The organism is uncultured Desulfovibrio sp. (assembly GCF_949282365.1).
Taxonomy (GTDB): domain Bacteria; phylum Desulfobacterota; class Desulfovibrionia; order Desulfovibrionales; family Desulfovibrionaceae; genus Desulfovibrio.
This window is the reverse complement of record NZ_CASDOY010000071.1, coordinates 1-6594: the sequence shown is the minus strand read 5'-3', so window position 1 is coordinate 6594 and position 6594 is coordinate 1. Positions and strand designations below refer to the sequence as shown.

Genomic DNA, 6594 nt, shown 5'->3' with positions numbered 1-6594 from the left:
GGACGCCGTCCTGCGCGGACGCGGCATCGTCATCGTGGGCTGTCGTGGCCGCATGGGCGCCATGCTCTGCCGTCGCGGCCGTGACGCCGGGCTGGACATGCGGGGCGTGGACGTGCCCCTGGATGCCGCCGTACTGGCCCCGGCCTGCGCGGACGCGGCCCTGGCCATCCTCTGCGTGCCCGCGGCGGTCTTCGCCGGGGTGGCGGCCACGATCCGCGGGCATCTGCCCGCCACGGCCATCCTGGCCGACATCACCTCGGTCAAGGTACAGCCCCTGCGGCAGATGGAGGAGCTCTGGCCCGGCCCAGTGGTGGGCACGCACCCGCTCTTCGGCCCGGCCACGCCCGACGCCGACGGCCTGCCCGTGACCATCACGCCCGGGCGCACGGCCCGCGAGGAGGACACCGCCCTGGTGGAAGCCTTTTTCCGGGCCCTGGGCTGCGCCACCTTCCGGGCCACGGCCGACGAGCACGACCGCGCCATGGCCCGCATCCAGAACATGAACTTCATCACCAACCTGGCCTACTTCGCCCTGCTGGCAGGGCAGGAAGACCTGTTGCCCTATATCACCCCCTCCTTCCGCCGCCGCCTGCACGCGGCAGAGAAGATGCTCACCGAGGACGGCAGCATGTTCACCGGCCTGTTCGAGGCCAATCCCTACAGCCACGAAGCCGTGCGCCAGTACCGCAAGATGCTCAACGTGGCCGCTGCCGGCGACATCGAACTGCTCTGCCGCCGCGCGCAGTGGTGGTGGAAAAAATGACAGCGGGGAAGGGAGCGTCCCGGACAGGCGCCTCCCTTCCCCTTTCCTTCCCCTGCCGTGCCCCGGCACGCCCCTTTCGCTCCGGCCGCCGCGCGCCGCCCCGGGCCCGCATCTGCTGCCGCCCTGAAACCGGCCACGTCCGGGAGCCTTGCCCTCTCCCGGTCCCCGGTCTCCCCGGGCCGTGATCTCCCGGGCCCGCGGATGCCGCCTTCCCGTTCTCCTCCCGCCCGCCGCTCCTCCCCTGCCGGGCCGGAGAAAGGAGCCGTCCCCCGTCTCGCCCGCGCCTGTCCCCGCGCCCTTCGGCAGCGCGGCGACAGGGAAGCTGCCCTGCGCCGCCCCTCTGCCGGGCATATGGTTGCACACGCAACCTTGACCGCCTCCCCCCTGCTGCCGCATGATGGCCCTGCCCTTCCGGGCGTACGGAGGAACCATGTCCACGACCTTTCTCGTCCTGATGGCCTGCGGCGTCGCCGGCGGCCTGCTCTTCGCCTTCCTGCACATCCCCGGCGGCGCCATGCTGGGGGCCGTGGTGGCCGTGCTGGCCGTCAAACTGCTGGGCCATCTGGAAGCCGACACCCCGCGCCTGTTCCAGCTGGGCGCGCAGATCGCCATCGGCGTCATGGTGGGCAACATGATGACCGGCGGCACCCTGCTGGAGATACGCGCCATGGCGCCCCTGATGTTCGGTTCCACGGCCCTGCTCATCCTGGCCGGGGCCCTGGGGGCCTGGTTCATCTGCCGCACGGCCGGTCTGGATGCGGGCAGCGCCATCCTGGCCACCAGCCCCGGCGGCCTGCAGGCCGTGGTGGGCATGGCTTCCGATCTGGGCAGCAACGCGCCCGCCGTGCTGGCCTTCCATCTGGTGCGTCTGTACACCGTCCTGCTGCTGGCCCCGCTCCTGAGCTGGCTGCTGCACCGCCTGCTGCCGCACGGCTGATACCGGACACCCGTCGCCAAAACCATGCCGCCCGACCCGCGCAACGGCCGTCCCCTGTTTCCGCAACGCCGCGGACAGGGGCAGCCCCGCAGGACGCTGGCGACTGGCCGGAAGGCTTTGGAGCCGGCAGGGCCCTGCCGGGCCGCCCTGGACGCCTGTCCCTGTCCGGCCGTGTACGGCGAAGGGGCAGCCGTGCGCATGCTCCTGCCGCCAGGGAGGCTAGATATCGAAGCGGACCGTCCCCAGCCAGCTCACGATCTCCGGGTCATCGTGGGAAAAGAAGCAGCTCCTGCCGGTATCCAGGGCAGCGATGCGCTGCATGTCGGCATCGGTCAGCTCGAAATCGAAGACCCGGAAGTTCTCCTCGATACGCTCCCGGTGGACGGACTTGGGGATGCAGACCACCCCGCGCTGCACCAGCCAGCGCAGCACCACCTGCGCCACGGTGCGGCCATGCCCGGCAGCGACATCCTCCAGGACAGGATCCCGGAACAGGCCATTGCGCCCTTCGGCGAAGGGAGCCCAGGACTGCATCCTGACGCCCCGGGCCTCCATGAGCTGCCGGTCAGCCTCCCGCTGGCAGAAGGGATTGACCTCCACCTGATCGATGACCGGGGGGATCTCATTGTGATCCATAAGATCCACGAGCCTGTCCGGCATGAAATTGCAGACACCGATGGCCCGGATGCGCCCCTCCCGGTACAATTCCTCCATGGCCCGCCAGGCGCCGTAATAATCATTGAACGGCTGGTGGATGAGGTACAGGTCCAGATAATCCAGTCCCAGCCGGTCGAGGGAACGCCGGAAGGCCACCCTGGCGCTTTCGTACCCGGCATCCTGTATCCAGAGCTTGGTGGTGACGAAGATGTCCTCCCGGGCGATGCCGCTCGTGCGGATGGCCCGGCCCACGGCCTCCTCGTTGAGATAGGCCGCCGCCGTGTCCACGAGGCGGTACCCCGCCGCCAGGGCATCGGCCACAGCCCGTTCACACTGTGCGGCATCCTCTATTTGATAGACGCCAAAGCCCAGGATGGGCATCCTGACCCCGTTGTTCAGCAAAACATACTGCATGAGCTGCCTCCTGGCCCGGGAAGGGGGCTGACGCAGGTCCCGCCGCCCCTGCCCGGGAAAATGGTCTTTCCCCTCCCATAACCCGGCTTGTTTTGCCGTGGAATTGCAAATACGCTCGTACAGTATCAACCTGAAGCGCATACAGAGGACAGCACCATGTACAACAGCCAGCTCAAGACACTGGTCTGCGTGGCGGACTGCGGCAGTTTCACCCGGGCGGCCGAAAGGCTGTTCATCTCGCCCAACGCCGTCATGAAGCAGGTCAATGCCCTGGAGGAGCACCTCGGCTTGGTCCTGCTGGAACGCTCCAGACGGGGCGTACGCCTGACCGCCGCCGGGCGTTCCATCTGCGAAGACGCGCAGCGTCTGTTCGACTTTTCCCGGGAGGCTGTCGCCCGGGCACGGCGCCGGGCCGCGGACGGCAAACCGGCATTCAGGGTGGGAGCTTCCCTGCTCAATCCCTGCGCGGTGTTCATGGACCTCTGGCGCGAGGTCGGCGATGCCTTCCCGCAGTATGCCGTGCGGATCATCCCCTTCGAGGACACGCGCGGCGGCATCCTGGCCGAGATAGGCGCCCTGGGCGACAAGTTCGATTTCCTCGTGGGAGCCTGCGACTCGGGAGCCTGGCTGCGCCGCTGCCGCTTCTATCCGCTGGGCAGTTATCGCATATGCTGCGCCGTGCCCAGGGGACACCGTCTCGCCCGGACGAAAAAGCTGCGCCTCGAAGACCTGTACGAAGAATGCCTGATGATGGGGGCGCGAGGGGACTCCGCGGCCGTGGACCGTGTGCGCGACGCTTTGGAACGGCAGCCGCGGATCAGCATCGAAGACACCTCCCGCTTCTATGATATCGACGTCTTCAATGCCTGCCCGCCTGACCGGATACTGTTGAGCCTCGAATGCTGGAAGGATGTCCACCCCGCGCTGGTCACCATCCCTGTGGACTGGGATTTTTCCGTACCGTACGGGATACTGTACCCGCTGGAAGCGGGCGCGCATGTCCGCCATTTTCTGGAAGTCCTGGAACAGCGGCGGCACAGGCGGGACAGGGACGACGCCAAAAGGCGTCCGGGAAGCGGGGACCGCCCCCGCGCCCGGGACATCCCCGCATGACGGGACCGTGGCGATACGCTCCAGGCAGACGGTCCGCCGGCCCGCTCCCTACAACGCGAAACGCAGACGCGGCAGGGGACCGTCCAGATAGTCCCGGACCTGCGCCAGCACGGCAGGCCGGGTGGCGATGTCATCAGGCCGCAGGGGCAGGGTCTGGCAGGTGAAACCGAAGGAACGGACATAACGGGCCACGTCGGCGAGCCCCGCGCCCGCATCGGCCCTGTCGTGAGCGTCCGAGGCCAGGCAGATGTCCACACCGCAGTCGGCGGCCAGACGCATGATGGCCGGGCAGGGATAGGGCTCGGCAAAGGGCTGGCGCAAGCCCGCCGACGAGACTTCCATGATGACATGATGCGCGGCCATGGCCTGCACGGCGCGGGCCGCCGCATCCAGGCTGCCCGGTTCGCCGAGCCACTCGTGGAACATGGCGTACGAGGAACGCTTGATGAAGTCCGGGTGCGAGGCCACGTTGACCAGGCCGCTGGCCGCCATGCGGGCCATTTCCGCATAATACTCCCGGTAGCGGGCGCGGGCGGCGTCCGGGCCGTCGGTCCAGGCGGCGGGCCGGGCCACGGGCACGAGGCCCACATAGTGCAGGGAGCCGATCACATAGCTGAAGGGCCAGCGCGCCATGAAATCGCGCATGAAGGCGGGATGCCCGGGCAGCCAGTCCAGCTCCACGCCCAGCAGGGGCAGGGGCAGGTCCGCGCGCTGCCCGCAGCGGGAACGCAGGGCCTGCATGTCGCGGACGAAGTCGGGGAAATTGCCGGGGAAGGCCGGCACATAGAGCTTGCAGGCGTAGTCTTCCGGCAGGGGGGAATGCTCGCTCAGGCCGAAGAGGTCCAGCCCGGCCGCTGCCGCGGCGGCATACATCTCGGCGGCGCTGTGGTGGCCGTGGGACGTGTCGGTATGGGTGTGCAGGTCTGCCAGCATGGTCTGCCTCCGGCGGCCAGCTTACGCCGGAGCGGCGCTGTCCTCAATACCGCTCCTCAGGGGCGCTCCGCCGGGGATCCCAGGGCCGAGAGCAGCCCCAGGGGCTGGCGGATGGTGATGCGCCTGCCGCGGATGTCGATGAGACCTTCCTCCCGCAGCTGATGCAGGGGCTCGCCGACCGTGGGCTGCGTGGAACAGACCATGGCCGCCATCTGGCCCCGGGCAAGGCTGACCGGCAGGGCCGGGGCGTTCCCAGCCGAACGGAGGGTACGGCTCTAGAAGTACATGGTCAGCAGATCGCGGGCCCGGGCCACGTCGGTGCGGATCTGGGCCACCAGGGCGTCGGCGGAATCGAAGCGTTTCTCGTCCCGCAGGCGGGCCACGAAATCCAGACGCAGCTCATAGCCGTACAGGTTCAGGTCCGTATCCAGCAGGAAGCTCTCGATGCTCAGGTCATAGTCGCCGAAAGTGGGCTTGCGGCCGATGTTGGTCACGGCCTGCAGGGTGCGGCCCAGATGCGGCAGCACCACGCGGGTGGCGTAGACCCCGGGCGCGGGCAGCATGGTGTCCGGGACGGCGATGTTGGCCGTGGGGAAGCCCAGGCCGGTGCCGCGCCCCTCGCCGTGCACCACCAGGCCCTCGCAGCCGTAGGCGTGGCCCAGCAGGCTGGCGGCCGTGACCATGTCGCCCTGGCTGATGAGCCGGCGCAGGCAGGTGGAGCTGACCACATGCCCGCCCACTTCCACCGGCGGCAGCTGATCCACGTCGAAGCCGTATTTCGCGCCCAGGGCCCGCAGGACATCGGGCTGGCCGCTGCGGTCGCGGCCCAGGGTGAAGTCATGGCCGATGACCAGGTGTTTCAGGCCCAGGGGCAGCAGGTGCTGCCGGACGAACTCCTCGGGCGAGAGCGCGGCCAGCTCGCGGGTGAAGGGCAGCTCCAGCACCCGCAGGTCGCCCAGGCCCTGCAGCAGGCGCATCCGCGCCGCCCGGCTGGTCAGGGGCTGGTGCGGCTTGCCGAACAGCACCCGGGGATGCGGCCAGAAGGTGATGGCCACGCAGTCCAGGCCGAATTGTTCGCTGTAGGTCAGGGCGCGCCGGATCAGGACCTGATGGCCCTGATGGACGCCGTCGAAGTTGCCGATGGTGACGGCCGTGCCGCGGGCGGGAGCGGGAGAGGAAGTAGTCATATCGATCCAGATGGTCAGATAAGGCGGTCAAAGATGAACTGATATGTATGCCGGACGTGCAGCATCAGACGCAGGGCCATGGCCTGCGCCCGGGCCTCGTCCTCGAAAAAGACGCCTGCCAGCGCGCGGGCCGCGGGCCGGAAATCCGCGTCCCCCCGCTCGGACAGCACCTGCCAGTAGACCGGGGCGCGTTCCAGGGCCAGGGCCGTGGCCCTGTCCGCATGGCGCTGCCCGAAACTTTCCCGGAACTGGCGGAACATGCTCCCGGCATCCTCGGGAAAGGAACGCTGCAGGGCCAGACGCCACAGGGCCATGCACAGGCCGCGCCATTCCGCCAGCAGGCGGGCGCGGCGGCGGAACTGCAGGCGCCCGATGCCGAGCAGGCGCAGCGCCCGCCCGGCGTCCAGATCGGGCAGCAGGACCGTGAAATTGTCCAGGGCCTCCCGTACCGCGTCGGCGCGGACGGCCGTCAGCGTGCTCATGCCTCTTCCTGCCCTCCGGCGGCGGGCTTGCGGCGACGGCGGCGACGGCGGCGTTTGGCGCCGCCCTCCCCTGCGGCGGGGGCGTCCCCGGCATCCGCTGCGGGCGCG

At 69.2% G+C, this 6594-nt stretch carries 8 protein-coding genes; 3 read left to right on the top strand and 5 right to left on the bottom strand.

Annotation, left to right across the window (positions count from 1 at the left end; genetic code table 11):
* The first annotated feature begins 10 nt into the window (after positions 1–10).
* Positions 11–763, top strand: coding sequence for a prephenate dehydrogenase/arogenate dehydrogenase family protein (locus Q1X76_RS09710; protein ID WP_300719643.1), 753 nt, complete (start codon positions 11–13; stop codon positions 761–763).
* A gap of 430 nt (positions 764–1193) precedes the next feature.
* Entirely contained in the window at positions 1194–1700 is a 507-nt protein-coding gene (locus Q1X76_RS09705; RefSeq protein WP_300719639.1) for an AbrB family transcriptional regulator, read from the top strand.
* A 219-nt stretch (positions 1701–1919) separates the two neighbouring features.
* On the opposite strand, the gene Q1X76_RS09700 is transcribed toward Q1X76_RS09705, so the two are convergent.
* Positions 1920–2771, bottom strand: coding sequence for an aldo/keto reductase (locus tag Q1X76_RS09700; protein WP_300719637.1), 852 nt, complete (start codon positions 2769–2771; stop codon positions 1920–1922).
* A gap of 156 nt (positions 2772–2927) precedes the next feature.
* On the opposite strand from Q1X76_RS09700, the gene Q1X76_RS09695 reads away from it, so the two are divergent.
* Entirely contained in the window at positions 2928–3884 is a 957-nt protein-coding gene (locus Q1X76_RS09695) for a LysR family transcriptional regulator (protein ID WP_300719634.1), read from the top strand.
* 48 nt (positions 3885–3932) lie between these two features.
* Here Q1X76_RS09695 and Q1X76_RS09690 read toward each other — a convergent pair whose 3' ends face one another.
* From Q1X76_RS09690 to Q1X76_RS09675, 4 genes are read right to left on the bottom strand one after another with little or no spacing between them, the layout of a single operon-like run.
* Positions 3933–4817: a histidinol-phosphatase HisJ family protein gene (locus Q1X76_RS09690; protein WP_300719632.1), complete on the bottom strand. Its 885-nt coding sequence runs from the start codon at positions 4815–4817 to the stop codon at positions 3933–3935.
* Positions 4818–4873: 56 nt separating this feature from the next.
* Positions 4874–5056: a helix-turn-helix domain-containing protein gene (locus tag Q1X76_RS09685; protein WP_300719641.1), complete on the bottom strand. Its 183-nt coding sequence runs from the start codon at positions 5054–5056 to the stop codon at positions 4874–4876.
* A gap of 36 nt (positions 5057–5092) precedes the next feature.
* Complete coding sequence (locus Q1X76_RS09680) at positions 5093–6004, bottom strand: bifunctional riboflavin kinase/FAD synthetase (protein ID WP_300719630.1); 912 nt, start codon at positions 6002–6004, stop codon at positions 5093–5095.
* Positions 6005–6018: 14 nt separating this feature from the next.
* A complete protein-coding gene (locus tag Q1X76_RS09675) occupies positions 6019–6486 on the bottom strand; it encodes a hypothetical protein (RefSeq protein WP_300719628.1) in 468 nt (155 codons plus the stop codon).
* Positions 6487–6594 lie beyond the last annotated feature (108 nt).

Coding starts and splice junctions, on each gene's coding strand:
- Q1X76_RS09705 (WP_300719639.1), top strand. CDS start 1,194: ATGTCCACGACCTTTCTCGTCCTGATGGCCTGCGGCGTCGCCGGCGGC.
- Q1X76_RS09700 (WP_300719637.1), bottom strand. CDS start 2,771: ATGCAGTATGTTTTGCTGAACAACGGGGTCAGGATGCCCATCCTGGGC.
- Q1X76_RS09695 (WP_300719634.1), top strand. CDS start 2,928: ATGTACAACAGCCAGCTCAAGACACTGGTCTGCGTGGCGGACTGCGGC.
- Q1X76_RS09690 (WP_300719632.1), bottom strand. CDS start 4,817: ATGCTGGCAGACCTGCACACCCATACCGACACGTCCCACGGCCACCAC.
- Q1X76_RS09680 (WP_300719630.1), bottom strand. CDS start 6,004: ATGACTACTTCCTCTCCCGCTCCCGCCCGCGGCACGGCCGTCACCATC.
- Q1X76_RS09675 (WP_300719628.1), bottom strand. CDS start 6,486: ATGAGCACGCTGACGGCCGTCCGCGCCGACGCGGTACGGGAGGCCCTG.